The 24,671-nt window shown below is 63.9% G+C and carries 22 protein-coding genes and 1 tRNA gene; 9 read left to right on the plus strand and 14 right to left on the minus strand.

The genetic code is table 11. The features are described from left to right. Positions 1 to 66: 66 nt before the first annotated feature. Positions 67 to 1,314 carry a DUF763 domain-containing protein gene (locus tag JEY66_RS23580; RefSeq protein ID WP_018271685.1) on the minus strand — a complete coding sequence of 416 codons (1,248 nt, stop codon included), beginning with the start codon at positions 1,312 to 1,314 and terminating at the stop codon, positions 67 to 69. An 87-nt stretch (positions 1,315 to 1,401) separates the two neighbouring features. Then, entirely contained in the window at positions 1,402 to 1,890 is a 489-nt protein-coding gene (locus JEY66_RS23585; protein WP_016845940.1) for a YciE/YciF ferroxidase family protein, read from the minus strand. Between the two features lie 238 nt (positions 1,891 to 2,128). Here JEY66_RS23585 and JEY66_RS23590 point away from each other — a divergent pair, with 238 nt between their 5' ends. From JEY66_RS23590 to JEY66_RS23610, 5 genes are all read left to right on the plus strand, one after another. Further along, on the plus strand, positions 2,129 to 2,332 hold the full coding sequence (locus tag JEY66_RS23590) for a CsbD family protein (protein WP_016845939.1): 204 nt from the start codon (positions 2,129 to 2,131) through the stop codon (positions 2,330 to 2,332). Between the two features lie 101 nt (positions 2,333 to 2,433). Continuing rightward, positions 2,434 to 3,042, plus strand: coding sequence for a cysteine hydrolase family protein (locus tag JEY66_RS23595; protein ID WP_016845938.1), 609 nt, complete (start codon positions 2,434 to 2,436; stop codon positions 3,040 to 3,042). 695 nt (positions 3,043 to 3,737) lie between these two features. Next, entirely contained in the window at positions 3,738 to 4,757 is a 1,020-nt protein-coding gene (locus tag JEY66_RS23600) for a TRAP transporter substrate-binding protein (protein WP_018271684.1), read from the plus strand. A gap of 22 nt (positions 4,758 to 4,779) precedes the next feature. Then, a complete protein-coding gene (locus tag JEY66_RS23605) occupies positions 4,780 to 6,666 on the plus strand; it encodes a TRAP transporter large permease (protein WP_018271683.1) in 1,887 nt (628 codons plus the stop codon). A 24-nt stretch (positions 6,667 to 6,690) separates the two neighbouring features. After that, entirely contained in the window at positions 6,691 to 8,340 is a 1,650-nt protein-coding gene (locus JEY66_RS23610) for an acyl-CoA synthetase (RefSeq protein WP_026192778.1), read from the plus strand. Positions 8,341 to 8,539: 199 nt separating this feature from the next. Here the strand turns inward: JEY66_RS23610 and JEY66_RS23615 are convergent, their stop codons facing one another. The 6 genes from JEY66_RS23615 to JEY66_RS23640 form a co-directional block, all read right to left on the minus strand. Then, positions 8,540 to 9,346 (minus strand): MBL fold metallo-hydrolase, encoded by an 807-nt coding sequence (locus JEY66_RS23615; protein WP_018271681.1) that lies wholly within the window; start codon positions 9,344 to 9,346, stop codon positions 8,540 to 8,542. Continuing rightward, positions 9,343 to 10,134, minus strand: coding sequence for a TatD family hydrolase (locus JEY66_RS23620; protein WP_018271680.1), 792 nt, complete (start codon positions 10,132 to 10,134; stop codon positions 9,343 to 9,345). Before JEY66_RS23620 ends, JEY66_RS23615 begins: the two co-directional genes overlap by 4 nt. Positions 10,135 to 10,148: 14 nt before the next feature. Next, complete coding sequence (metG, locus tag JEY66_RS23625) at positions 10,149 to 12,134, minus strand: methionine--tRNA ligase (protein WP_018271679.1); 1,986 nt, start codon at positions 12,132 to 12,134, stop codon at positions 10,149 to 10,151. 73 nt (positions 12,135 to 12,207) lie between these two features. Continuing rightward, on the minus strand, positions 12,208 to 13,248 hold the full coding sequence (locus tag JEY66_RS23630) for a DNA polymerase III subunit delta' (RefSeq protein ID WP_018271678.1): 1,041 nt from the start codon (positions 13,246 to 13,248) through the stop codon (positions 12,208 to 12,210). Then, positions 13,245 to 13,931: a dTMP kinase gene (gene tmk / locus JEY66_RS23635; protein WP_016845929.1), complete on the minus strand. Its 687-nt coding sequence runs from the start codon at positions 13,929 to 13,931 to the stop codon at positions 13,245 to 13,247. The genes JEY66_RS23630 and tmk overlap by 4 nt, the downstream gene beginning before the upstream one ends. Position 13,932: 1 nt before the next feature. After that, positions 13,933 to 15,087 (minus strand): D-alanyl-D-alanine carboxypeptidase family protein, encoded by a 1,155-nt coding sequence (locus JEY66_RS23640; RefSeq protein ID WP_174770987.1) that lies wholly within the window; start codon positions 15,085 to 15,087, stop codon positions 13,933 to 13,935. 267 nt (positions 15,088 to 15,354) lie between these two features. Between JEY66_RS23640 and JEY66_RS23645 the strand changes: the two genes are divergently transcribed. Then, positions 15,355 to 16,290 carry an alpha/beta fold hydrolase gene (locus tag JEY66_RS23645; protein ID WP_018271677.1) on the plus strand — a complete coding sequence of 312 codons (936 nt, stop codon included), beginning with the start codon at positions 15,355 to 15,357 and terminating at the stop codon, positions 16,288 to 16,290. A gap of 33 nt (positions 16,291 to 16,323) precedes the next feature. Here JEY66_RS23645 and JEY66_RS23650 read toward each other — a convergent pair whose 3' ends face one another. Both JEY66_RS23650 and JEY66_RS23655 read right to left on the minus strand, forming a co-directional pair. Beyond that, positions 16,324 to 17,256 (minus strand): septal ring lytic transglycosylase RlpA family protein, encoded by a 933-nt coding sequence (locus JEY66_RS23650; protein ID WP_080650370.1) that lies wholly within the window; start codon positions 17,254 to 17,256, stop codon positions 16,324 to 16,326. Between the two features lie 692 nt (positions 17,257 to 17,948). Next, positions 17,949 to 19,199 carry a matrixin family metalloprotease gene (locus JEY66_RS23655; RefSeq protein ID WP_018271675.1) on the minus strand — a complete coding sequence of 417 codons (1,251 nt, stop codon included), beginning with the start codon at positions 19,197 to 19,199 and terminating at the stop codon, positions 17,949 to 17,951. 242 nt (positions 19,200 to 19,441) lie between these two features. Here JEY66_RS23655 and JEY66_RS23660 point away from each other — a divergent pair, with 242 nt between their 5' ends. After that, positions 19,442 to 19,876 carry an NUDIX domain-containing protein gene (locus tag JEY66_RS23660; RefSeq protein WP_018271674.1) on the plus strand — a complete coding sequence of 145 codons (435 nt, stop codon included), beginning with the start codon at positions 19,442 to 19,444 and terminating at the stop codon, positions 19,874 to 19,876. Here JEY66_RS23660 and JEY66_RS23665 read toward each other — a convergent pair. The 3 genes from JEY66_RS23665 to JEY66_RS23675 all read right to left on the minus strand — a co-directional run bounded on the left by JEY66_RS23665 (position 19,830) and on the right by JEY66_RS23675 (position 22,236). Beyond that, positions 19,830 to 20,309 (minus strand): arsenate-mycothiol transferase ArsC, encoded by a 480-nt coding sequence (locus JEY66_RS23665; protein WP_051110173.1) that lies wholly within the window; start codon positions 20,307 to 20,309, stop codon positions 19,830 to 19,832. The genes JEY66_RS23660 and JEY66_RS23665 overlap by 47 nt on opposite strands. A gap of 1,009 nt (positions 20,310 to 21,318) precedes the next feature. Continuing rightward, the gene (locus JEY66_RS23670) at positions 21,319 to 21,564 is read right to left on the minus strand and encodes a hypothetical protein (RefSeq protein ID WP_157183456.1); all 246 of its coding nucleotides are present in this window, start codon (positions 21,562 to 21,564) and stop codon (positions 21,319 to 21,321) included. Positions 21,565 to 21,873: 309 nt separating this feature from the next. Next, complete coding sequence (locus JEY66_RS23675) at positions 21,874 to 22,236, minus strand: hypothetical protein (protein WP_018271670.1); 363 nt, start codon at positions 22,234 to 22,236, stop codon at positions 21,874 to 21,876. Positions 22,237 to 22,690: 454 nt separating this feature from the next. On the opposite strand from JEY66_RS23675, the gene JEY66_RS23680 reads away from it, so the two are divergent. Continuing rightward, positions 22,691 to 22,843, plus strand: a complete 153-nt coding sequence (locus JEY66_RS23680) for a hypothetical protein (protein ID WP_016847759.1) — start codon at positions 22,691 to 22,693, stop codon at positions 22,841 to 22,843. Positions 22,844 to 23,056: 213 nt separating this feature from the next. Continuing rightward, a tRNA-Ser gene (locus JEY66_RS23685) sits at positions 23,057 to 23,146 on the plus strand. A 286-nt stretch (positions 23,147 to 23,432) separates the two neighbouring features. On the opposite strand, the gene JEY66_RS23690 is transcribed toward JEY66_RS23685, so the two are convergent. Further along, a complete protein-coding gene (locus JEY66_RS23690; RefSeq protein WP_018271669.1) occupies positions 23,433 to 24,671 on the minus strand; it encodes an efflux RND transporter periplasmic adaptor subunit in 1,239 nt (412 codons plus the stop codon).

The following is a 24,671-nucleotide window of genomic DNA, read 5'->3' on the forward strand; positions in this document are numbered from 1 at the left end:
ACTTGCCGTTCTCGGTGGTCACCTCGAAGGACCTGACGATGGATCGAGCGGTGATCAGCCCTCGCTTCAAGGCTTGGTGATTCCGTTGCGCTGGGCGAGGTCGGCTTCCCAGCCGAACACCGAGCGGCCGTCGAGCGCAGGAGAACGGGCCCGCTCGTTCGCGACAAACGCCTCGAAGGAGGGGCCGGTGGCGGTTCGTTCCAGCCTGCGGGCCTGATCGTCGAGCCGCTTCAAGGCCTGCATCTCCTCGTCGCGGCCGAGCCTTGCCTGCTGCACGGCCGATTTCAGCACGCGGATGGTCTCGTCATAGACCTTGATCGGCACCGGGAAGGGATGACGGTCCTTGCCGCCATGGGCGAGCGAGAAGCGTGCCGGGTCGCGGAAGCGGTAGGGCGTCCCGTGAACGACCTCGGCGACCATCGCGAGCGACTGCACCGTGCGGGCGCCGACGCCGGGCGTCAGCAGCAGCTCGGGAAAATCCAGCGGCCCGCGATCGATAGCCGCGGCCAAGGTGCCGTGCAGGCGGCGCACGAACACGTCGCTCGAGCGCACGTCGTGATGCGCGGGCATGATCAGGTGCAGGAGGTCCGGCTGCGCAGCTGCGCTCTGCGTCAGCTCGGCATATTCGCGCGTGATGCCGTCCGGCCCCAGCGCGGCGAGCAGATCAAGCTGCGCCTGGCGTGAGCTTTCGGCGCGGTGATCGGTGAGATTGACGATCTCGCCCTGCGTCGGTCCGTCGATCGCGCTATGCGGCTCGTCGACGAAGCTGCGCAGGCCCTCGGAGTGCCAGTGATAGCGGCGGGCCTGCCGCTTGTCGCCGTTCATGCCTTGCTGGACGACGGTCCATTTGCCGTCGTCGGTGACGAAGAAGCCGTGCAGGTAGAGCTCGAAGCCGTCCTGCACCGCGGCGCTGTCGACCTTGGCCACCAGCCGGCTCGCGCGGGTCAGGGCGGCACCGTCGAATCCGACGCGGTCGCCGAGGGCGGACAGTTCATCGGGCGTGCGGCGCGAATGCTTGCCGCGGCCGCCGCAGACGTGGATTCCGAGCTCGCCTTGCAGCGGCGCCAGACCTCGCTTCAGCGCGCCGATCACGCTGGTGGTGATGCCGGACGAGTGCCAGTCCATGCCCATCGCGGCGCCGAACGACTGAAACCAGAATGGATGCGAAAGTCGCTGCAAAAAGGCATCGCGGCCGTAATGGTGGACGATGGCCTCGGTGATGATGCCGCCCAGCGTCGCCATGCGCGCCGCCAGCCATGGCGGCACGCGGCCGCCATGGAGCGGAAGATCGGCGCTGCCGGTGCGTCGGGCCATCGGGCTCCCAGATGCTGAATCGGCGTCCAATCTACCAGCAAATGCGAGGGAGTGTACAAAGCGGACGTCGCTTCATCGCGCGTCTCGTCAGGCGGCTTCGGCGTTGATGCCGCTGACGGCGAGCTTGGTGAGCGCTTCATCCGTCTTCTTTTCCTCGGCCAGGGTCTGGTCGATGAGCTTGACCGCATCCTTCATGCTGAGCTTCGTAGCCCACGCCTTCAAGGTGCCGTAGCGGGCGATCTCGTAATGCTCGACCGCCTGGGCTGCCGAGAGCAGGCCCGCGTCGAGCGCCGGCGTGTCGGCATACTCCTCCATGATCTCCTTGCCCTCGTCGATGATCCCCTCGATGGCGTCGCACTTCTTGCCGCGCGCCGGCTTGCCCATCAGGTCGAAGATCTGCTCGAGCCGCTCGATCTGTCCTTCGGTCTCGTCATGATGCTTCTCGAAGGCCGCGCGCAGGTCGTCGGACTCGGCGGCCTTGGCCATCCGCGGCAACGCCTTCAGGATCTGCTTTTCCGCGTAGTAAATGTCCTTGAGGGTATCGAGGAAGAGGGCGCTGAGATCCTTGTCCGGCATTGGTCGCTCCGTGTGTTGGGTGAACAGTTCGGAGTGCCAACACGAGTGCGAAAAGCAAGTTCCTATCCTTGATCGATGCGCGGCAAAGCGCCTCGTCGGCCGTCGCGCATTCAAGCGCGCTACGATGGAGCTTGGTCGGATTGCGAAGTCTGGATTGCGAAGTCTTGCCGCAACGCGGCTTCGGAACGAAGCCTCGGCCGGCCCGTTGGTCGATCTCATCGTTCAAGGGAGAAACGCAATGGATTGGAATCGTGTCGAAGGCAACTGGAAGCAGGTCAAGGGCAAGGTCAAGGAGCAGTGGGGCAAGCTCACCGATGACGATCTCGATGTGATCGCCGGCAAGCAGGACCAGCTCGAGGGCCGTCTGCAGCAGCGCTACGGCTATGCCAAGGATCAAGCCGCCAAGGAAGTGAACGACTGGTACGGCCGCCAGAAATGGTGAGCGGGACCGCGTTCCGGGCCCCGCTTCGGCGGGGCCTCTTGCGTCCTGGGCGGCTGAACCTGCGTGTGACGGCATCCGGTCGGCGCGCGCAGGAGTGAGCGATGGGACAGCTTCTCAGCCCGCCGGGTCCGCGCGCGGCGCACCTTTGCATCGACATGCAGCGACTGTTCGAGCCGGGAGCGCCCTGGGCGACGCCCTGGATGGACCGCGTGCTGCCATGCATCGTCGAGCTGGCGCAGCATGCGCCTGAACGTACCGTGTTCACCCGCTTTATTCCGCCGCGCTCGAAGCACGACGCGCAAGGGATTTGGCGGGCCTATTACGAGAAATGGGAATGCGTGACCCGTGAGCGGCTCGATCCGGAGTTGATCGAACTCGTGCCGGCGCTCGCCGCCTGTGTGCCGCCGGCCGCCATCGTCGACCGGCCGACCTACAACGCGTTCGGCAATGGGCGCCTGCAAGCTCATCTGGACGCGCACGGGATCGATACGGCCATCGTGTCGGGCGGCGAGACCGACGTGTGCGTGCTCGCCACCGTGTTGGCCGCGATCGATATCGGCTATCGGGTGATCGTGGCCGAGGACGCGCTGTGCAGCTCTTCCGATCAAAGTCATGACGCGCTGCTGCAGCTTTATGCCGAACGCTTCAGCATCCAGATCGAGGTGGCATCCACGGCCGATATCCTCCGGATGTGGACCCTCGACGACTGAAGCGACAACGCGCCGATGCGAGGTACTGGTATCAGGGCGGTCGGAGCAGGGGTGGCAATACCTGCTTCCTGGTGCTGAGCTGACGCTGGCGATGCGTAGCTGCGAGGCAGCCGTTCAGGGGCACCGCGGTTGGCAATTGCGCGCCTGGACGCAGCACGATTGCCTCCGCGGGAGCCGACGCAATCATGGTGATGCCGAGCAAGCCAAGCGCGCGCACCAAGCTTGCGAGCCCGGAGCGTGCCTGGCTGATACGGCTCATCGCTCGACGGCTGGAAGGTAGGACTTGGGCCGTCAATCTGCGAGACGGTAACAAGGTTCCTGATTCTCGGCCTTGTGGCGAAGGTGAGCGGAGCAATGGGATGGCCGCCGGTGATCGTAGCCACGCCCATATCCGTAATTCGCATAAGGTATATTATGGAATATTTATATATGCAATTAGATCAGATATTTAGTGGGAAATCTTCGCACCAGTCCGCAAGTTGGCGTGTTTGCTGATGTGCCCAAGCCGGTCGTCCAGCCCGCGCTGATGCCGCAACGATCCACGCGCGCGCATCTCGTCTGAAAGCCGATATTGCCGCCGCGTACGGACGCTGCAATAAGCCCCAGCTGTGCAGAGATCGCTGGTGACCCCGCGGCATCAGGTCCGTATAGGATGGCATCTCAGAACAACAACAAGCCTCTCAAGGGAGCAACCAATGAGCTTTTCACGACGCACGCTGCTGAAGGTCTCCGCCGCTTCCGCCGTCCTCGGCGGGATTGGCGCGCCCTATGTCGCGCGCGCCCAGTCGGCCGAGTTCTCTTACAAGTTCGCCAACAACCTGCCGGAGTCGCATCCGTTCGTGGCGCGCGCCCGGGAGATGGCCGCGGCGATCAAGACCGAGACCAACGGCCGGTTTGACCTCCAGGTATTCCCGAACAGCCAGCTCGGTTCCGATACCGACATGCTGAGCCAGGTGCGCTCCGGCGGCGTCGAGTTCTTCACCCTGTCCGGCCTGATCCTGGCAACCCTGGTGCCGGCCGCCTCGATCAACGGCATCGGGTTCGCATTCCCGGACTATCCCACGGTCTGGAAGGCCATGGACGGCGAGCTCGGCGCCTATGTGCGCGGCGAGATCAACAAGGCCGGCCTCGAGGTCATGGAGAAGATCTGGGACAACGGCTTCCGCCAGACCACGTCGTCGACCAAGCCGATCACCGGTCCCGACGATCTCAAGGGCTTCAAGATCCGCGTGCCGGTGTCGCCGCTATGGACCTCGATGTTCAAGGCGTTCGATGCATCGCCCGCCTCGATCAATTTCAGCGAGGTCTATTCGGCGCTGCAGACCAAGATCGTCGAGGGCCAGGAAAACCCGCTGGCGCTGATCTCGGCGGCGAAGCTGTACGAGGTGCAGAAGTACTGCTCGATGACCAACCACATGTGGGACGGCTTCTGGTTCCTGATGAACCGCAGAGCCTGGGCGGCGCTGCCGGACGATATCAAGACCATCGTCGCCAAGAACGTCAACGCGGCGGCCGTCAAGGAGCGCGAGGATACCGAGAAGCTGAACGCCACCGTGAAGCAGGAGCTCACGGGCAAGGGGCTGGTCTTCAACCAGCCCGAGGTCGGGCCGTTCCGCGACAAGCTCCGCGCCGCCGGCTTCTACGCCGAGTGGAAGGGCAAGTACGGCGAGAAGGCCTGGGATCTGCTCGAGAAGTCCGTCGGCAAACTGTCCTGATCGGTCAAGCAGGAGGCTTGCCATGGCTCATGTCGAGATGACGCCGGCCGTGGCCGGCGAGGCGGCGTCGCAGCCCCCTCGCCGCCGCTCCGTTCTCGGTTCCATCGACGCGGCGCTCGGGATGCTGGTCGAAATCCCGGCGGCGATCCTTGTCGTCGCCGAGGTCGTGATCCTGTTCGCCGGCGTGGTGTCGCGCTACGTGCTGCATGCGCCGCTGATCTGGTCCGACGAACTGGCGTCGATCCTGTTCCTGTGGCTCGCGATGCTGGGCTCGGCGGTGGCGTTCCGCCGCGGCGAGCACATGCGGATGACGGCGCTGGTCGCAAGCGCGGGACCGCGGCTCTGGGCCTATCTCGACGTCGTCGCAACCTGCGCCGCGCTGGCGTTCCTGATCCTGATCGTGCGGCCGGCCTATGAATATGCCTACGAGGAAAGCTTCATCACGACGCCGGCGCTGCAGATATCCAACACCTGGCGCGCGGCGGCGCTGCCGGTCGGCACCTGCCTGATGGCGCTGTTCGCGCTGCTGCGGCTGGCCCGGGTCGGCGATTTCAAGACCTTCCTGCTGGCCGCGCTGACCGTGGCTGCGCTGATTGGCGCGTTCTGGCTGGCGCAGCCGATGCTGCGGCCGCTCGGCAATCTCAATCTGATCATCTTCTTCGTCGGCGTGGTCGGCTTCTGCGTGTTCGCCGGCGTGCCGATCGGCTTTGCTTTCGGCATGGCGATCTTCGGCTATCTGGCGTTGACCACGCGGACGCCCCTGATGGTGCTGGTCGGCCGGATGGACGAGGGCATGAGCCATCTGATCCTGCTGTCGGTGCCGCTGTTCGTCTTCCTCGGCCTCCTGATCGAGATGACCGGCATGGCGCGGGCCATGGTCGCGTTCCTGGCGAGCCTGCTCGGCCATGTCCGCGGCGGCCTGCATTACGTGCTGGTCGGCGCCATGTATCTGGTGTCCGGCATCTCCGGATCGAAGGCCGCGGACATGGCCGCCGTCGCGCCCGTGCTGTTCCCGGAAATGAAGCAGCGCGGCGCCAAGCCGGGCGATCTGGTCGCCCTGCTCGCCGCCACCGGCGCGCAGACCGAGACCATTCCGCCGAGCCTCGTGCTGATCACGATCGGCTCGGTGACCGGCGTCTCGATCTCAGCGCTGTTCACCGGCGGCCTGCTGCCGGGCGTGGTGCTGGCGATCACGCTGTCGGGGCTGGTGTGGTGGCGCTACCGCGGCGAAGACCGCAGCCACGTCCAGCGCGCCACCGGCCGCGAGATCGGCAAGGCGTTCGTGTTCGCCCTGCCCGCATTGGCCCTGCCCTTCGTGATCCGCTACGCCGTGGTCGAAGGCATCGCCACCGCCACCGAAGTGTCGACCATCGGCATCGTCTACGCCTTCGCCATCGGCCTCCTGATCTACCGCAAGTTCAACTGGCGGCGGCTGTTGCCGATGCTGATCGACACGGCGTGCCTGTCGGGGGCGATCCTGTTCATCATCGGCACCGCGACCGGCATGGCCTGGGGCCTGACCCAGTCCGGCTTCTCGCGGGCGCTGGCGGCGGCGATGACCGGGCTGCCCGGCGGTCCGGCGACCTTCATTGCGGTCTCGATCCTGGCCTTCGTGATCCTCGGCAGCGTGCTCGAGGGCATCCCGGCGATCGTGCTGTTCGGGCCGCTGCTGTTTCCGATCGCGCACCAGGTCGGCGTCCACGAGGTGCACTACGCCATGATCATCATCCTGGCCATGGGCATCGGGCTGTTCGCGCCGCCGTTCGGGGTCGGCTATTATGCCGCCTGCGCCATCGGGCGCGTCGATCCGGCCGAGGGTATCCGGCCGATCTGGGGTTACATGCTGGCGCTGTTGATCGGCCTGATCATCGTCGCCATCTTCCCCTGGATATCGATTGGATTCCTTTGAGAACCTAGCGGATTGGATAGAGCCATGAGCGCAGCTCAAAACCAGTACTCGATCGGGTTGGACAAGACGCCGGCCAACTACGTGCCACTTTCGCCGCTGAGCTTCCTGGCGCGCTCGGCCGCCGTCTATCCCGACCATATCAGCGCGGTCTATGAGGGCCGCAGCTTCACCTGGAAAGAGACTTACGAACGCTGCAAACGCTTTGCGTCCTATCTCGCGGGCCATGGCATCGGCCATGGCGACACGGTCGCGGCGATGCTGCCGAACATCCCGGCGATGAACGAATTGCACTTCGCGGTGCCGATGACCGGCGCGGTGCTCAACGCGCTCAACATCCGCCTCGACGCGGCGTCGATCGCGTTCCAGCTCGAGCATGGCGGCGCCAGGATCATTCTGGTCGATCCCGAATTTTCCGGCGTGATCGCGGAAGCCTTGACCCTGATGAAGGGCGCAAAGCCGTTCGTGATCGACGTCGATGACGCCGCCTTCAGCGGCGGCAAGCGGATCGGCGAGATCGAGTATGAGGCGGCGGTCGCGGCGGGCGATCCTGCCTTTGTGGAGCGGCCGCCGGCCGACGAATGGGATGCGATCGCGCTGAGCTACACGTCGGGCACGACGGGCAATCCCAAGGGCGTCGTGACCCATCACCGCGGCGCCTACCTTAACGCCGTCAGCAACATCCTCGCCGGCAATCTCGGCCAGCATCCGGTCTATCTCTGGACGCTGCCGATGTTTCATTGCAACGGCTGGTGCTTCCCCTGGACCATCGCGGCGACCGCCGGCGTCAATGTCTGCCTGCGCAAGGTCGACCCGGCCAAGATCTTCGAACTGATCCCGAGGCACGGCGTCACCCACATGTGCGGTGCGCCGATCGTCTACAACACGCTGATCAACGCGCCCGATGCGCCGAAGGGCGGCAAGGCAAAGCCCGTCGTCGGCCTGATCGCCGGCGCGGCGCCGCCGGTTGCAGTGCTCGAAGGTGGCGAGCGCATCGGCATCAAGCTGACCCACGTCTACGGGCTGACCGAGGTCTATGGCCCCGCCTCCGTCTGCGCCGAGCAGCCGGGCTGGGACGAGCTGTCGGCTGACGCGCGCGCACAGCTGAAGCGGCGTCAGGGCGTGTCCTATCCGCTGCAGGAAGGCGTCACGGTGCTCGATCCCGAGACCATGCGCGAGGTGCCGCGCGACGGCGAGACCATCGGCGAGGTCATGTTCCGCGGCAACATCGTGATGAAAGGCTATTTGAAGAACGCGAAGGCGACGCAGGAAGCTTTCGCCGGCGGCTGGTTTCACACCGGCGATCTCGGCGTGCTCGACGAGCACGGCTACGTCATCATCAAGGACCGCTCCAAGGACATCATCATCTCCGGCGGCGAGAACGTCTCCTCGGTCGAGGTCGAGGACATCCTCTACAAGCACCCGGCGGTGCTGTTCGCGGCCGTGGTGGCAAAGCCCGACCCGAAATGGGGCGAAGTACCCTGCGCCTTCATCGAGCTGAAGGACGGCGCCAAGGCGACCGAGGCCGAGATCATCGCCTATTGCCGCGAGCACATGTCGGGGTTCAAGACGCCGAAATCGGTGGTGTTCGGGGTGATCCCGAAGACCTCGACCGGCAAGATCCAGAAATTCCTGCTGCGTAACCAGGTCGGATCGGCCAAGGCGATCTCGGCCTGACAGCGCCACATACCCGCTGTCGTCCCGGGCTTGACCCGGGACCCATAACCACGAATGCCGATTGTATTGCAAAGCTGGAGCGACAGCTTACTTCAACAACGATGCCCTGTGGTTATGGGTCCCTGCTCCCGTGCGCAATTGCGCACTAGGCAGGGACGACAGCGAGTATGTGGCGCCTCGCTCTGGATCAATTGGGTTTTCAGCCTGCCCGGTCGAGCGTCAGCCGCATGCCGTCATAGGCCGGGATGACGCTGGCCGGCAGGCTCTGCCGCAGCACCTCGTAGTCGAGGTCGGAATGCATGTTGGTGATGACCGCGCGCTTCGGCTTGAAGCGCTCGATCCACGACAGCGCGTCCGCAACGCTGAAATGGCTGGGATGCTGCGCGTAGCGCAATCCGTCGACGATCCAGAGATCGAGATCTTCGAGCGCCGGCCAGCTCTCCTGGGGGATGTCGTGCAGATCCGGCGTGTAGGCGGCGCCGCCAATGCGGTAGCCGAGCGCCGGGATCTTGCCATGCTGCACCAGGAAGGCCCCGAGCTTCAGCGGGCCTCCCTTCCCCTGGACCGTATGGCTCTCGCCGGCCTCGATCGAATGCCGTGTCAGGATCGGCGGATAGTCGCTGCCTTCCGGCGCGATGAAGCAATAAGAAAATCGCGCCATCATGTCCTTGGCGGTCGACTGGTTGAAGTAGACCGGGATGCGGCGGCGCTGATGCAGCACGACCGAGCGCAAATCGTCGATGCCGTGGGTCTGGTCGGCATGCTCATGCGTCAGGAACACCGCGTCGATGTGCTCGACATTGCTGTCGATCAGCTGCTCACGCAGATCGGGCGAGGTGTCGATCACGACCCGCGTGGTGCCGTGCTCCATGGTGCGCTCGGCCATGATCGAGCAGCGGCGGCGGCGGTTCTTGGGATTGCCGGGATCGCAGGCGCCCCAGCCGAGTGCCGGGCGCGGCACGCCGGCGGACGAGCCGCAGCCCAGAATGGTCAGTGTCAGCGTCATGCAGCAACCTTCGGCGCCGGCACCTTGGAGAACAGCCGGAAGAAGTTTTCGGTGGTCTGCCGCGAGATCTCCTCCAGGGAGACGCCGCGGGTTTCCGCGAGCACCTTGGCGACCTCGACGACATAGGACGGCTCGTTGCGCTTGCCGCGGAATTTGCCGGGCGCAAGATACGGTGCGTCGGTCTCGACCATGATGCGGTCGGCCGGCAGCTCGGCTGCCAGCGCGCGCAGCGCGTCCGACTTCTTGAAGGTCAGTATGCCCGTGAACGAGATCGACAGCCCGAGCGCGATCGCCTTCATCGCGAGCTCGCGGCCGCCGGTGTAGCAGTGCAGGACGGCCTTGAACGGGCCCTTCGCGACCTCGTCCTCCAGGATGCGGCCGCAATCCTCGTCGGCCTCCCGGGTATGGATGACCAGCGGCAGCCCCGTTTCGCGGGCCGCCGCGATGTGGGCGCGAAAGCCGCGCTCCTGGGCCTCGCGCGACCCATGCTCGTAGAAATAGTCGAGCCCGGCCTCGCCGAGCGCCACGACCTTCGGATGCTTGGTCAGCTCGATCAGTTCGCTGGCCGGGATGCCATCCTCTTCATCGGCATGATGTGGATGGGTGCCGACCGAGCAGTAGACGTCGGGGAAGCGCTCGGTGATCGCGAGCAGGCCGCCGAGCCGCCTCACCCGGGTCGAGATCGTGACCATGCGGCCGATGCCGGCCGCCTCCGCGCGGCCGACGATCCCGTCGAGATCGTCGGCAAAGTCGGGAAAATCCAGATGGCAGTGACTGTCGACCAGCATGAATTTCGAACCACTCACTCGGTCTTCGGTTCCACATAGCGCGGAAAGACGCCGACAGGCGCCGGCAAAACCGTACCTGGCCTGATCCGCTCGGCGACCGCGGCAAAGCCGCGGGCGTCAGCAGCGATACCGAGGCTGTCGAGCATCTTGCCACAGGACTCCGGCATCACGGCCTGCGCCATGATCGCGATCTGACGCACGACTTCGGCGGTGACATACAGCACCGTCTTCTGGCGCGCCGGATCAGTCTTGGCCAAAGCCCACGGCGCCTCGCCGGCAAAGTAGCGGTTGGCCTCGGCGACCACCGCCCAGACCGTATTGAGCCATTGATGGATCTGCTGCATCGCCATCGCGGTGCGCGACGTCTCCAGCATGGCGTCGGCCTGCGCCAGGATCGCCTTGTCGTTGTCGCTGAATTCGCCCGGCTCCGGCAGCACGCCGCCGAGTTGTTTGGCGATCATCGACAATGAACGCTGCGCCAGATTGCCGAAATCATTGGCGAGGTCGGCGTTGATGCGCGCGACGATGGCCTCGTGATTGTAGTTGCCGTCCTGGCCGAACGGCACCTCGCGCAAGAAGAAGTAGCGCATCTGGTCGACGCCGTACTGCTCGGCGAGATTGAAGGGATCGACCACATTGCCGACCGACTTCGACATCTTCTCACCCCTGTTGAACAGGAAGCCGTGCGCATAGACTCGCTTCTGCACCGGAATGCCCGCCGACATCAGGAAGGCCGGCCAGTACACCGCGTGGAAGCGGATGATGTCCTTGCCGATGATGTGGACGTCGGCGGGCCAGTAGCGCCAATGCTTGTCGTTCTCATCGGGATAGCCGACACCGGTGATGTAGTTGGTCAGCGCGTCGACCCAGACATACATCACGTGCTCGGGATCCTCCGGGACCTTGACGCCCCAGTCGAACGTCGTGCGCGAGATCGAGAGGTCCTTGAGCCCGCCCCGTACAAAACTCATCACCTCGTTGCGGCGCGAGTCCGGGCCGATGAAATCGGGTTGGCTCTCGTAGAGGTGCAACAGCTTGTCCTGGTAGGCCGACAGCTTGAAGAAATAGCTCTTCTCCTCGACCCATTCGACCGGCGTGCCCTGCGGGCCGCGGCGGACATTGTCCTCGCCGACGACGGTCTCCTCCTCGGCGTAATAGGCCTCGTCGCGCACCGAATACCAGCCGGCATAGGTGTCGATATAGATGTCGCCGTTGTCCTGCATGCGGCGCCAGATTTCCTGCACGGACCGGTGATGCGCCGGCTCCGAGGTGCGGATGAAGCGGTCGAACGAGACGTTGAGGCGCTCGTCCATCTCCTTGAAGCGCGCCGCGTTGCGGGTCGCGAGATCGTAGGGCGTCATTCCCTCGCTGGCCGCGGTCTGGATCATCTTCTGTCCGTGCTCGTCGGTGCCGGTCAGAAAGAACACGTCCTTGCCGTCGAGCCGCTGGAAGCGCGCCAATGCGTCGGTCGCGATCGCCTCATAGGCGTGGCCGATATGCGGCTGACCGTTCGGATAAGCGATCGCGGTCGTGATGTAGAACATGTTGCCGCGATCCGCGGCGGACACCGCGACGGATGCGGTCGCAGGAGCCGCTGCGGGTTTGGGCTGTTTCGGCGCGCGAGCTTTTGCCGGCGTCGGCGCCTTCTCGGCAACGGAAGCCGTCGGCAGAGCGGGATTCTTTGCCGCGGGTGCGACGGCTGCTGCGGCTGCTTTCTTCGGCGGAGCCTTGGTGGCCTTCGCTGCGGCCTTCCTGGCCGTGCTCTTGGCCGTCTTCTTCGCGGCCTTCTTGACGACCTTCTTCGCCGCCGATTTGCTGGCGCCCTTGGCTCCGGTCCTGGACTTGAACTTGGACTTGGCGGCCTTCTTTGCTTTCTTGGCGACGCGCCCGGCCTTCTTGGCCGCGCGCGATTTCGCCGTGGCTTTGCTGGTCGCGCGAGCGGGCGATGCCTTTTTCGTCTTCTTGGCTTTTTTCGACGATGTCTTCTTAGCGGTCGCCACCACGGAATCCTTTGCAGATCGAAACGAGATTGTCGGGAGTGTTGTCAGACGGATGTGTTGTCAGACGCGGTGTCTATCGGGTCGCATCCGCGAGCATCGAAAACACCGAGAAAACCAGCGGCTTGCGCTCCAGATTGTAGGCTTCGGTATCGCGCGCGGCGCGGACGATCTTTTCCCATACCTCCGCCAGCCGTGCAAGGCGCGGCAGGTTGGCATTGGCATCGCCCGTGCGCATGCGCTCGCTCATCCAGCGATCGATGCCGTCGATGAAAGCGGCGAGCGCGACACGGTCGCTGGTGCCGAGCGCTTCGCCCAGCGCATGCAGCTCGCGCGGATCGACGCTCGGAAGCGTCGCGAGCAGCGCGGCCGTGCGTTGCTGCAGTTTCAGCGCATCGCCGCCGAGCAGCGACAGCGCCCGCCCGACGCTGCCTTCGGATGCTGCGGCGGCTTCCAGTAGCGCCGGATCGTCCGATTCGATATCGGTTGCGGCCGCGGCCGCGCGCACCACATCGTCCGTCTCCAGCGGCCGCAGCAGCAATTTGCGGCAGCGGGACAGAATGGTCGGCAGCACTCGTGACGGTGCGTGGCTGACCAGAAGGAACAGCGATTGCTGCGGCGGCTCCTCGAGGATCTTCAGCAATGCGTTCGCGGCGTTCGGATTGAGCTCGTCGACGGTATCGACAATGCAGACGCGCCAGCCGTCGACCGCAGCGGTCGAGCCGAAGAACGAGATGGTCTCGCGCGTCTCGTCGACCGTGATGACGGTCCGCATCACGCCGCGGTCGTTGACGCCGCGCTCGAGTACAAGGAGCCCGCCATGGGCGCCTGCCGTGATCTGCCGCGCCACGGGGTCGGCCGGGTCGACCCGCAGCGTCGGCGCCTGCTGCACCTGGGACGATTTCGGATTGCGAAACGCCAGCACGAACCGCGCCATGCGGTGGGCCAGCGTCGCCTTGCCGATGCCCTGCGCGCCGCCGATCAGCCAGGCGTGCGGAATTCGCCCGCTGCGATAGGCATCGAGCAAGGCGGTCTCCGCCTCGCGATGCCCGAACAAATCCGGCGTTTCGCGCGGATGGCGAGCGGCGCTCTCCTGTTCGACCTTGCGCGCACTCATGCGGGACTGTCCGCCGCAAGCGCTGCGCGCAGATGTTCGCGCAGCGCGGCCCATATCCTGGCCGAGACCGTGTCCGGATCGGCCGTGGCGTCGATCAGGACGCAGCGCGCCGGATCTTCGGCCGCGATCCGGCGGTACGCGTCGCGCAAATCCTGGTGGAACTTGATGCCTTCGGCTTCGAAGCGATCGGCGGTGGCGTTGCCGCGGCGCGCGGCGGCGCGTTGCAGTCCGACCTCGACCGGCACATCGAGGATGAAGGTCAGATCGGGCTTGAGATCGCCGATGGTCACGCGCTGCATGGCGTTGACGAGTTCGGGCGACACCTGCCCGAGCTGGCCCTGATAGGCCCGCGTGGAATCGAAGAAGCGGTCGCACAGCACCCAGATGCCCTGATTGAGCGCCGGCAGGATCACCGTGCGGACATGATCGTCGCGCGCGGCGGCAAACAGCAGCGTCTCGGCCTCCGGCCCGAGCAGCTTGCCCATCCCCGACAGCACGAGGTGGCGGATGATCTCCGCCCCTGGCGAGCCGCCGGGCTCGCGGGTCACGATCGCGCGCAGCTTGGCGGCATCGAGCCGTTCGGCAAGCTTGCGGATCTGGGTCGATTTCCCCGACCCCTCGCCGCCCTCAAAGGTGATGAAGCGACCGCGCAAGCTCGGCCGTTGGACTGCTGCTTCCGCCATGTCAGAGCTTCTCGACCCCTGCGCGGAACATCCCGATGACCAGCTCCTGGGCGCCGTCGAGCGCGCGGCGCATCGTCGATCCGGTGCCGACGGCGTCCGCTGCGAAGACCGGAGTTTCCATTGCGACATTGGCGCCGCGCCACACCCGCACCACCCCGATCTTCTGGCCGGCGGTGATCGGCGCCTTGACCGGGCCGCTATAGATGATGCGTGCCAGCAGTTTGTCGTTGCCGTTCTTCGACACCATCACCTTGATCGGATCGGGGCTGACCAGCTTGACCGAGCGGCTCTCGCCGCCGAACACCCGCGCATAGCCGACCGGCTGGTTGGCCGCGATCAGGGTCCGGGTCTCGAAGCTGCGGAACCCCCATTCCAGCATCTTCTTGGCTTCGGTCGCGCGGTCTTCGGAATCCTCGAGGCCATTGACCACGACGATCAGCCGCGTGTCGTTCTGCACCGCCGAGCCGACCATGCCGTAGCCGCCTTCCTTGGTGTAGCCGGTCTTCAACCCGTCGGCGCCGGGCAAGGCGTTCAGCAGCGGATTGCGGTTTTGCTGGCGGATCTTGTTCCAGGTGAATTCCTTCTCGCCGAACAGTTTGTACCTGTCCGGATAGGTCAGGATGATGTGGCGCGCCAGCGTTGCGAGTTCCCGCACCGTCATCTTGTTGGCCGGATCGGGCAGCCCGTTGGAATTGCCGAAGGTCGACTTGGTCATGCCGAGCTCGCGGGCGCGCTTGGTCATGAAGTCGGTCGCGAAGGTATGCTCATTGCCGGCAATGCCCTCGGCGAGCGCGATGCAGGCATCATTGCCGCTCGGGATGATCGCGCCATGCAGGAGATCGTCGACCGAGACCTTGCTGTTGATCGCCGCGAACATCGTCGAGGTGCCGGACGGCGCCCCGCCCCGCCGCCAGGCGTTCTCGCTGATCCGGTACTCGTCCGTGAGCTTGATGTCGCCCTTCTTGATGGCGTCGAACACCACCTCGGCCGTCATCAGCTTCATCATGCTGGAGGGTGCGCGCAACTCGTCGGCGTTCTTCTCGAACAGCACACTGCCGCTTGAGGCCTCGACCAGGATCGCGGTCGGCGCATCGCCGTCGAACCCGCCCTCTTCCTTCTTGGCGCCCTGGACGCTGTTGTTGGCGGCATAGACCATTCCGCCGCAACCGATCGCCAGCGCGACCGCGGCCGCGACCAGGCCGCGCCAGCAGCGCCCGGCGCGAGCTGACAACGTGCGGGGAACTGCGGTTGGGGCTGCCATCGGCGATGTCCTGAAAGACTGCGTTCTAACAGCTGGAAGTATCGCAAACAACTGAGGTTTTTGCGCTTGTGCACGGCAAGCTGGATTGCCGCCTGCGTTGAACGTCCGTATCCTTGAAACCAGCTAACGTCAGCAGAACCGGCAAACAAGGCGGAAACGCGAATGTCATCCTCCCGCACCATTTCCGCCAACGGCATCGACATGTTCGTGCGCGAGGCCGGGCAAGGCCCGCTGGTCGTGCTCTGTCATGGCTGGCCGGAACTGTCCTATTCATGGCGGCACCAGATCGCGGCGCTGGCCGCAGCAGGCTTTCGGGTCGTCGCGCCCGACATGCGCGGCTTCGGCCACTCCGGCGCGCCGGCCGAGGTCGGCGCCTACACGATCTTCGATACGGTCGGAGACATGGTGGCGCTGGTCGCCGCGCTCGGCGAGACACGCGCGATGATCGTCGGCCATGACTGGGGCGCGCCGGTGGCCTGGCACGCGGCCCTGTTCCGTCCCGACATCTTCACGAAAGTCGCCGGCCTCAGCGTGCCGCCGCCGTTCCGCGGCCGTGGTCGCCCGCTCGAAACCCTGCGCGACAGCGGCATCACCAATTTCTATTGGCAGTACTTCCAGCCATCAGGCGTGGCCGAGGCCGAGTTCGAGCGCGACATCCCCCACACCATGCGGCTGGTGCTCGGGCGTGGCGTCTCCGATCCAAGCTCGATGTTCGTCGACGAGGCCAGGGGCTTCCTCGGCAAGCTGCCGGCAGGAATGCCGTTGCCGGCCTGGCTGACCGAGGCCGACATTGCCGAATTCGCCGAAGGCTATCGGCACTCCGGCTTCCGCGGCGGCCTGAACTGGTACCGCAATCTCGACCGCAACTGGGAGCTGACCGCGCCCTGGCAGGACGCGCAGATCCATCAGCCGTCGCTGTTCATCGCCGGCTCGAATGATTCGGTGATCACCGGGCTGATCGGCGCCAAGCGGGTCGCGGACATGGAGCGCGTGCTGCCGAACCTCAGGCAGAAGCTGATCATCGAGGGCGCCGGCCACTGGATTCAGCAGGAGCGCCCCGACGAGGTCAACAAGGCGCTGACCGCGTTTCTGAAATGATCGGGCCAACAGCCTGATCTATAGCCGCATGGCTCAGTAGAGGCCGCGTCCGCTCAGGACTTCGGCCGGCCCCCGCGCGTCGATCGGGACATAGGCGGCCGCCGGGCTCGGGCTCGCGGCATAGCGCGCGTCACCCTCATACGAGACTTCACGCGGGTTGTTCAGGGCGCGGCGGTGCGAGCGGCTCGAGGCCGACATTTCGGAAGTGGCGCTCACCGAGGCGTAATCGGCCTGGGTGTTGCCGAGGCTGTAGGGCCGTCCCTCCGGCAACGGAACGTCGCCACGGATCCGGCCCGAGGAGGACGACATCTCAGGCACGAACGGCCGTGCGGAGGCAACCCGGACCATCGACGGGGACGGCGCTGGAGTACCGGTGCGCAAGGTCGCCATCAGCTGGCGGTCGTCGGACCCTTCGAGCGGCGCCCGGCCGACATATTCGACGCGGACGCGCGCCACGCCATTGCCTTTGAATTCAAGTAGTTCTGCGGCTTTGTTCGAGACGTCTATGAGGCGATTGCCGTGGTAGGGGCCGCGGTCATTGACCCGAACGACGAGCGATCGGCCATTGCTCAGGTTGGTGACGCGGGCGTAGCTCGGCATCGGCAAGGTCGGATGGGCGGCCGTGAGCGAGCCCATGTCGAACACCTCGCCATTGGCGGTCAGGCGGCCATGGAAATCGTCGCCGTACCAGGACGCCATGCCCTCCGCGCGATAGTTCGCGTTCTCCTCCGGCACATAGGTGCGGCCGGCGACCACATAAGGCTTGCCGATGCGATAGGTGCCGCCGCCTTTCGGCACGGGATCACCCAGCGCCACCACGCGCGGGCTCGACGACACCCCGTATTTGGGGTCGACCCGGCTGGCGAACTTGTTCGAGGAGGCACAATTGGCGAGGACGAGGCACGTCGCCACCGCAACGGCGCCGCGCGCCGTCCGGATCATCGAATCTAGCCGTCTAGTCCCCATCTGCCCCAAGTACCATTCTGCCGGACCTGCGCCTACTCCGAGGCGTCGAAGTCCTTTCCGTCGCTGTGCGGCCCACCTCCGCACCAGAGCGTGACGATATCGCAACCGGAACACGGCGGAAATGGGGAGAGCCGGTCGGCGGTGGCGTCTTGGTGAATGGTCTGTTGCGCCTCCTCCGTCGTTCTACTGACCTTCGCCCCCGCCAAACGCCCTCGCCTGTCCCGCTATCAGACACACTGTTGCAGCAAATCATCAGTCGGGGGGCATCTTGGATTCCAACAATTGAATCTTTTTGACTGTGCAAGGCTGCAATCGTTTTCTCATCCGCGTGGGGCGCAAAGGAAGTTTGCGATGATCGAGACGGTTACAGCGGTGATGGGCCTGGTGAGTGCGGCGATCTTCTTGGCGCACGCCGTGGAAGGCTATCGGTACCGGGCCTGACAGTCCGTTGAAGGCGGAAGGACGCGTCACCTCTTTCCAGGAGTGAATGTTCGGAAAGCTTTAATCAATTCGGATGAGCATCGATTGAAGGCAGGTGTATCATGCGTAATCACGATTTGGTCTCCGACGGGTTTCTGACCCTGACCGCAGCGAGCCTGGTGCTGCTGTGCTCGAGCCTGCTGGCGTTCGCTTTCGGCTGAACGTTTTTGAGGCGCGCCCAAGGGCCGCCTTCCGTCGTCGCCCACCAACTCTCAGGGGAACAAGTGGCCGGCCGCACCTGAGGCATGAACAAGTGAAAGGCCGACCGCATCCAGTTGATGTGTACTTGTGATGTGGTTGCCGTCGAATACCAGCTCGGTCGTTGTTCCCGATGCGCTCTCAGTCAGAAAAACCGCCGAGCTGTTCTTCATATCGGTAACATCGAGAACCGGGTCGTAGTTGCCCGGCAGCAAATTGCTTGCAACGAACTTGAAGTTGTCGAAGTAGAGAAGATCGATCTGGCCCGACGAAGACTGCGTCACGATGTCGGCGTGCCCGTCTCCATTGACATCTGCAACCGCGACGACATTCCAGAATGCCAGGTTCGTTAGCGCACTCGTGGTGAGCTTGCCCGAACTATTGAAACCCAGGAAATCAATCTGTCCGCTCGACGACTGAGTGACGAATTCGGCGTTCGCGGCTCCGCTGAACAGACCGGCGCCTTTTACGTCCCAATAGCTCCCCGTCATCAGCAAAGAGCTCGATAGTTGCCCTGCACTGAAGTTAAGCAAATCAATTTGGCCATTGGACTGGGTAACGACGGCAGGATTTCCGTTCGACGCAAAATCTACGTTGCCGACGACCTTCCAGAATGCCTGCTGCGTCAGGGATGAACCGGCGAGATGGCCGGACGAGTTGTATTGCAGGAAATCCAGCCGTCCGTCGGCGAGCTGGGCGGCAGTCGAAACGGCGATGCCGGGAACCACGCCATAAAGGGCTCGCACGCCGTCGATGTCCGATTGAGTGAGATCTGTGACTGCGGGATTGATGACCGCATTCATGATCGCCGGACTGACATTGTAGTGGTCCAGTCCGAGGCTATGTCCGATCTCGTGCAGCGCTACGACGTAGAAAGAGACTCCGCCATTGCTGACAAGCTCACCATTGACGAGATGCCAACCCTCATCCATGTCGAACGTAATATCAGCTGCAATCTCCGAACCGCCCGTATAGGAGCTCTGCTCCTCGCCGACGACGTTGTTCAGACCGTCGATGTGGCTCAGTCCAAGGCGTATTTGATTCCCGGCGGCGTCAGAGACTTCATGAAAGTCGATATTGGCCGCCGATTCCCACCGGTCGAATGCCTCCCTGATCTCGGTCTGGAACATTCCGGTCAGGAAGCTGTCGAACTGAATGAATTGGCCAGTGAAGTTCGCTGCGGCGAAGCTCCAATCAATCTCGCCGGAAGGGGTTCCAAGTGCGCTGGAGCCCCACTTGAAGCCCTCGAAGACGTAGTCAGCCATCAAACAATGCCCTTGGCTCGATGATGCCCTGTGGCCAGAGGGGAAGTCCCAGTCGTTGCGAGACGCCCCAAATCACTGTCTGCACAATGCATAATTTTACCAGCGATTGTCGATTCTGGCCACGTTGGCCTTGGTTGTCTTGACAGCATTACCCGGACTTTCCAGCTTGAGCCGGCGGCCGATGGCGGCAGCTGGGCTAACGGCGAGATGATCTGGATCGGTGAAGAAGAGAGGAAACACGGATGACCGGCAGTGTCAGGGAGGGAACGTCCGCCCTTCTCGTCAGCACAGATGGCCGGCTGCTGATGCAATTGCGTGACGACCTCCCGCACGTTTCCGATCGGGGAAAGATCAGCCTTTTTGGTGGACGGCGCGAAGGCGCCGAGACCTTCCTCGAATGCGTGGTGCGCGAGATCCACGAGGAGATTGGCTACTACTTGCCGCCCGAGCGTTTCGAGTTGATCGGCCGCTATTCCGGTCCCGATCATGCAACGCCAAACGGCACGCTTCGCGGCGAGGTGTTCCTCGCGCGCGAGGTGCCCATCGACCAATTGACGGTGACCGAAGGCCGCCTCGAGATCGTCGCCATCGACGACCTCGAACGCATCAGCGGCATGCTCGCGCGCCCGGCTACGTTTGCGCTGGAGATATTCCTGAAGCGCGAACCGATGACCTGAGCGCTGAAACCAGCGCGCGGATGTGATCGTCGATCATGGTCAACGCGACTGACGGATGAGCAAAGTCGATATCGTCCACATGCCAGTAGGTCACCCTGTCGGCGACCTTGGGGAACCGGCGCTCGATCAGCGGACGGTGCTCGGTCTCCTTGAGCGCGATCACGAGGTCGGCGTCGTCGAAGTCGGCCGACGAACAGGGCTGCGGAAAGCGCGCTGCGCCCTCCGGAACGATGCCGCTGGCGCGAAGACGATCATCGGCGAAGACTGACATGGGCCCGACATTGTCGGGCGAACCCCGCTCGGCCGCGCCTCTGGAGGACGCGCGCCACGCCAGTTGTTCGGCTCTTGCAAGATGATTGAACAATTCCTCTGCGTATCGACTGCGATAATAATTGCCGGTGCAGAGAAAGAGGACACGCTTCATGGGCGTCATGATGGCCAACGTGGGCCCTCGCGGTCAACAGTGTTGCGAGCATGGGTCTCTTTCAGCTCATGGGCCGGGCGAGTGACGGGCCGGCCCGGGGTTTCTTGAAACGACGGAACCGACCAGCCCTCAATCATCCCTGCCCGTCCCGTTGAGTTGGGTGCCAATTGCGCTGCCAATTTTGAGCAGCGGGCCGCAACCGAAAACGGCCCCAGCGTGGGTTGCTGAGGCCGTCATTCCGTCTGCTGGGGGCGCGGGCGCCAGTGAGCAGGCCGCCTCGGTTCAGCAGAGCGCCGGTACATCCGCGGCTGTCTGAATTGTACTCGATGTCGTAGCGTGCCTGGCGAGGTCTCAGGGGGTACCCCACAGGGCGCATCCGGAAATGGGACCCGTTAGCAAATCAGCAACGTGATCGGCGCAGGCTTCTCTGAGGGACGGGACCGTTGGGGACGCAGCACGGTCACGTTTCGGAGGAGCTGGCGCGCCGGCCCTGAGCGTCGGCTCCTCTTTTGGACCTTGTGTGAGTTAGGCAACAGCCGTCACTCCAGGTACCTGCTAAGCAAGTGACGTTGGGAATTTCAGGGCCCTAGCGCTGGGAATGACAGGGCGCCGCCGGGACAAACCATTTCGGGCCCGGCGGCGTAATTTTTGAGATTTGCCGCGCTGACGCATGAGAGGCGTCTCGAGATGTCTGGCAACAAGATTGTTACAAAGACCGTGCTGTTAGCGCTGGCCATCGGCATTGCCGTATGGGCAGCTATGGGGGCGCCCGAGCCAGGCACAAATTCGCCGATGCACGTCGCCAGCAGGCGCTGAGGCCCCTGGCGGCACGACCCATGCAGTTAAATTGACGCTGGGGATTTCACTGTCCCAGTTCAGGAAGGAAACGCCGCCGGGCGTGTATTTTTGAGACCGGCGGCGTCTTTTCCTCGCACAGCAAGCTGGCGCGATTGCCCTGCCTGCCCGTCTGGCGGTTTAGTCGCCTTGGGAGATTGGGCGCTGTCGCTTTAGGTCGGCGTCATTCGAGCGGTAGAGAAAGCGCGGGCAGCGGCCTATTGCCCTGCTCGCAACCTGTTCGCCCCTTGAGCGGTAGAACCGGCGTTGAAGCATCCGCGGCAGTCCGGCCCATGAAATGGGTCAGATTAACGCCCGATGACCACTCCACATAACCAACAGCCGAAAAGGCAACCGCTCCCACGACGAGAATACTGAGCACTGAAGCGGCGGCTGCCGACGGCAAGCTTTGGCTGCTGAAAAACGGCATCACGATTCTCCGACACCGAGCTGCCACCCGCTCGTGCATTAGGCCAACTCGCGATGATCGAGTGTGAACCGCCTCACATTTCACGGGCACTTGATGCCGAGACCGGGCCCGTCGATGCCGGTTCACGGCCCGGCGCGCCATTTTTGCCAATTCAGATCCAGGCCGCTGCCCAGCCGGGCAGACGATCCGGAAGTGGCTGGTCGAGCAGGCCAGCGACCGGCGGTGCGACTTTGATCTTCGACCGCAATTGAAGCGTTTCCGGCCGCCTCAATCGGCGGCCTCTTTCAACCGCAATTCATCGAATGGCGCTCAATTGCCTAGCGCTTTCGAACCTTGCTTGGGCCTCTGAGAGGGCACCGTCGATGGCGAGTCCCAGTCGATCATTTTCAGGCAAACGAGGAGTTCGACATAGCTTTGTACTTGCCCTGCCCCCGCCAAGAGTTCGCAACTTTCACGCGGTCCTGCCGGGACGGTTAGCCAGATCGAGTTTAGCTGCTGCCGCGCAACCGTCTCGTCACTCACGCACTTACTTGCGTCCTGGGGAAGTCCCGACGCCTTATCGTCAACGGAAACGTCCGCGCAAAGCGCCTTGATATCGAAGTTGGGAACACTGTCTGAAATTTGTACGGGCGGCTGACCAACGAGCGATAATGCCAAGAGCGCTGACTTCATAAGATCTCCCTCCCCGTCCGGTGCGCCCAGCTGGAAGGCGGATTGACCTGGGACTGACGCGGCTTCGGAGGCTGTAGCGGCCACCCTCCGCCCACGACGTTACATTGCGCCTTTTTCCCAATTTCTATCCACCACGAACCGCAATGCTGCGGCGCGCTACTACTTTTGCGCACGCCATTTGCCTGCCAGTTTGTTGGTTAGGATTAGTTCGGAATGACAATCGCCGCGGCTGCCCCGCGGGTTTCGAAGCAGCAGGCGCGATCGACAAAAATAGTGCGGTGCAGATCACCCCGACAGTAACAGCGGGTTGGCGGTGTATCCGCAAATCCACGGTTCGCCGCCTTAACGTTAAGCCGAAAACCGATGCCCGCACCGACGTGGCGTCGTGTAGTGTCTGAGATATTTCATTTTTTCTTCGTCAAAGCCAATTGCCAAAGTTCAGCGATTTAAATCAATGATCGTGGAGTTCGGTATCGCGAGCACGATCGTGGGATCCGTGCTCGCCCTTTATGCAAGGCGGCATCGTTCAGTCATCTTGCAAGCGTGCGCAGGCGCGCTGCTGATTATCGGCCTCGCCTGCGTTGGCGCGGGGCTGCCGCATGTGTGACCCTCGTTGCACTCGCTCCGGAGTTGCAGTTGAGTGCCCATTGCCGTCCCATTTGCGATGACAACAACGTGCCGAATGCGATTCGTAAAATCGGCCCGGATTACCTGCCCCTTCAGCAGGGACCGGGCGAATGACCGGCCGGCCCGGGTTTCGCTGCCAAGTTCGCGTTGCGTTCGGCGCTGCCCTACGCTAAGGGCCTGATCCGATCGATCCGGAAGGGTGGCCGAGTGGTTTAAGGCACCGGTCTTGAAAACCGGCGTGCCCGCAAGGGTACCGTGGGTTCGAATCCCACCCCTTCCGCCAATATAGTGTTCTCCATTGTTCTCCACCGTTCGGAATCCCCAGTAAAATCAGCGCTTTCTTCGGCAGACTGTATTCCTCAGTTCGCCGTCGTTCCTCACAATCAAGGCGCAGACCGTAGCTTGGGACCATAGGTTCGGAGGATGGTTTTGATTGGAGGAACACGTGGCTGGAAAACTCAAGCCGCTCGACGTCGAACGCGAAACGAAGCCCGGCAATATGCTGACGGCGACGGGCTCTACCTGATCGTCGAGGTTCGCTGCGAGCTGCCACCCTCAAGCCACTATCGTTACCGTCGCACTCGCTCCGCAATCTTTCCTCCGTCAGCAATCCGGTCGCTTGGGTGCAGCACGACCCGGTTCCCCGCAGCGAGCCCGGAGAGAATCTCCGCCCCCCGGTTGTTCCGGTGGCCGATGCTCACCGGCACCGTTTTGGCACGGCCGTTCTCGTCGACAAAAACGGCCCACTGGTCGCCTTTCCTGAACAACGCGGTTACCGGGACGGTCAGGGCGTCGGCGGCGCTCCACGTGGTTACATGGACGACCACACGATAGTCGTGGCCAAGCTGGGACGACACCTCCGGCGCATCCGCGAAGTCGATCGTTACCCGGACGCGCTGCTCCTCGATGCCTAGCGCCGACACCTTCAGAAAGCCGGCGGGGTCCACGCGCACGACCTTGCCCTTGATCGGGGGGCCGCCCCAGCCGTCGATCCGGACAGGCGCGCCCACCTTGATCTGGACTGCATCCGTCGAGAGCAGGTCCGCCACGATCTCCAGATCGAGAGGGTTGCCGATTTCGACCAGTGGTGCTCCGGGCGGGACTGTCGCCTCGCTGTCCTGGACGATCTTCAGCACCCTTCCACTCGCCGGCGCGAGCACCCGGACGCAGCACGTCGGCTCCGCCGACGGGGCGGCATTGGCCGGGTCCATCAACCGGGCCGCCAGGCTGGTCCGCACCGCGCGACGCATGTCGACCTGAGCCTTGGCGCTCGCCAAGGCAGCCTCGTTCGTGGCCACGTCGAATTTCGCCTTGTCGAAGGCCTGGGCCGAGGTGGACTGCGTCCGCAACAGCGTCTGCGCCCGTTGGAATTCGGTCCGGGAAAAGTCCAGCGCGGCTTCGATCCGCTGCACCTCGGCTTCCTGCTGTTGGATGGCGGCATCCGCGGCCAAGACCTCGGCCTGAAGCTGGTCGCGCGAGCGCACGTCGATGAAGCCCGGCAGCGTCGGCTGCATCAGGGCGACGACGGTCTTGTTGGCGACGACCTCGTCGCCGACGTGAAGCGAAGGTCCCTGCTCTCCGAGCGGATGCGAAATCCTCAGGACCTTTCCCGCGATGGGTGCCGAGACCGTGTAAACGTGGCGCACGTGGGTCTTGCCGTCATCGTCCGCTGTGACTTCGATTGGGCCTTTCGCGACGGTCGCGAGATCGACGAGAGCCGGCCGGGGCCAGGCGAACCACGCCAATCCCCCTGCGATCGCGGCCAGGAGCGCGACGCCGATGATGCGTTTGGCCCATTTTGCCGGCAT

Origin of the sequence: Bradyrhizobium elkanii USDA 76, assembly GCF_023278185.1 — a bacterium.
GTDB lineage: Bacteria > Pseudomonadota > Alphaproteobacteria > Rhizobiales > Xanthobacteraceae > Bradyrhizobium > Bradyrhizobium elkanii.

Coding starts and splice junctions, on each gene's coding strand:
- JEY66_RS23580 (WP_018271685.1), bottom strand. CDS start 1,314: ATGGCCCGACGCACCGGCAGCGCCGATCTTCCGCTCCATGGCGGCCGC.
- JEY66_RS23585 (WP_016845940.1), bottom strand. CDS start 1,890: ATGCCGGACAAGGATCTCAGCGCCCTCTTCCTCGATACCCTCAAGGAC.
- JEY66_RS23590 (WP_016845939.1), top strand. CDS start 2,129: ATGGATTGGAATCGTGTCGAAGGCAACTGGAAGCAGGTCAAGGGCAAG.
- JEY66_RS23595 (WP_016845938.1), top strand. CDS start 2,434: ATGGGACAGCTTCTCAGCCCGCCGGGTCCGCGCGCGGCGCACCTTTGC.
- JEY66_RS23600 (WP_018271684.1), top strand. CDS start 3,738: ATGAGCTTTTCACGACGCACGCTGCTGAAGGTCTCCGCCGCTTCCGCC.
- JEY66_RS23605 (WP_018271683.1), top strand. CDS start 4,780: ATGGCTCATGTCGAGATGACGCCGGCCGTGGCCGGCGAGGCGGCGTCG.
- JEY66_RS23610 (WP_026192778.1), top strand. CDS start 6,691: ATGAGCGCAGCTCAAAACCAGTACTCGATCGGGTTGGACAAGACGCCG.
- JEY66_RS23615 (WP_018271681.1), bottom strand. CDS start 9,346: ATGACGCTGACACTGACCATTCTGGGCTGCGGCTCGTCCGCCGGCGTG.
- JEY66_RS23620 (WP_018271680.1), bottom strand. CDS start 10,134: ATGCTGGTCGACAGTCACTGCCATCTGGATTTTCCCGACTTTGCCGAC.
- JEY66_RS23630 (WP_018271678.1), bottom strand. CDS start 13,248: ATGAGTGCGCGCAAGGTCGAACAGGAGAGCGCCGCTCGCCATCCGCGC.
- tmk (WP_016845929.1), bottom strand. CDS start 13,931: ATGGCGGAAGCAGCAGTCCAACGGCCGAGCTTGCGCGGTCGCTTCATC.
- JEY66_RS23640 (WP_174770987.1), bottom strand. CDS start 15,087: ATGGTCTATGCCGCCAACAACAGCGTCCAGGGCGCCAAGAAGGAAGAG.
- JEY66_RS23645 (WP_018271677.1), top strand. CDS start 15,355: ATGTCATCCTCCCGCACCATTTCCGCCAACGGCATCGACATGTTCGTG.
- JEY66_RS23650 (WP_080650370.1), bottom strand. CDS start 17,256: ATGGGGACTAGACGGCTAGATTCGATGATCCGGACGGCGCGCGGCGCC.
- JEY66_RS23655 (WP_018271675.1), bottom strand. CDS start 19,199: ATGGCTGACTACGTCTTCGAGGGCTTCAAGTGGGGCTCCAGCGCACTT.
- JEY66_RS23660 (WP_018271674.1), top strand. CDS start 19,442: ATGACCGGCAGTGTCAGGGAGGGAACGTCCGCCCTTCTCGTCAGCACA.
- JEY66_RS23665 (WP_051110173.1), bottom strand. CDS start 20,309: ATGACGCCCATGAAGCGTGTCCTCTTTCTCTGCACCGGCAATTATTAT.
- JEY66_RS23670 (WP_157183456.1), bottom strand. CDS start 21,564: ATGCCGTTTTTCAGCAGCCAAAGCTTGCCGTCGGCAGCCGCCGCTTCA.
- JEY66_RS23675 (WP_018271670.1), bottom strand. CDS start 22,236: ATGAAGTCAGCGCTCTTGGCATTATCGCTCGTTGGTCAGCCGCCCGTA.
- JEY66_RS23680 (WP_016847759.1), top strand. CDS start 22,691: ATGATCGTGGAGTTCGGTATCGCGAGCACGATCGTGGGATCCGTGCTC.
- JEY66_RS23690 (WP_018271669.1), bottom strand. CDS start 24,671: ATGCCGGCAAAATGGGCCAAACGCATCATCGGCGTCGCGCTCCTGGCC.